We start from the raw sequence: 556 nt of genomic DNA, 5'->3' as shown, positions 1-556 counted from the left end.
CTGGTATTTGCATCGAAAAGGGAGAAGTTCGCATTTATCTGCCGGCAGATGTACCCATAGAATACCTGGTCAAGCTGGTGAAAGGGCTGGCTTAAGATGCTGGGAGATATCCGACAGGCAAAGAACGTGTATATTGTCTGTGGCTACACCGATATGCGCAAGGGACTGAACAGCCTGGTCCCTTTTGTGCAGCAGAACTTTGGGATAGATCCCTATTCCAGCAGCCTGTTTCTGTTCTGCGGCAAACGCTGTGACCGGCTGAAGGCGCTGCTGTGGGAACCAGACGGCTTTGTGCTGTTGTACAAGCGGCTGGACAATGGCCGCTACCAATGGCCGCGGAATGCCCGGGAAGTAAAGCCGCTGACCTGGGAGCAGTTCACCTGGCTCATGCAGGGGCTGAATATTGAGCAGCCCAGAGCGATCCGTCCCGGGCGCCGGAAAGAGCTGGTATAATCCACCAGGGAAGCCGTTTTCGGGGAATATTCTGCCTGAAAAGCGGCGGTTTTCCACAAGAAATTTCTCATCCAGGAATGCGTCTTTTCCTGGTGTTCAGGCA

At 53.8% G+C, this 556-nt stretch carries 1 protein-coding gene; it reads left to right on the top strand.

Annotation, left to right across the window (positions count from 1 at the left end):
• The first annotated feature begins 126 nt into the window (after positions 1-126).
• Positions 127-453, top strand: a complete 327-nt coding sequence (gene tnpB / locus B5G28_RS14310) for an IS66 family insertion sequence element accessory protein TnpB (RefSeq protein WP_204228888.1) — start codon at positions 127-129, stop codon at positions 451-453.
• Positions 454-556 lie beyond the last annotated feature (103 nt).

It is taken from the genome of Faecalibacterium sp. An77 (assembly GCF_002161315.1).
Taxonomy (GTDB): Bacteria; Bacillota; Clostridia; order Oscillospirales; family Ruminococcaceae; genus Faecalibacterium.
This window is presented reverse-complemented; position numbering and strand designations above follow the sequence as displayed.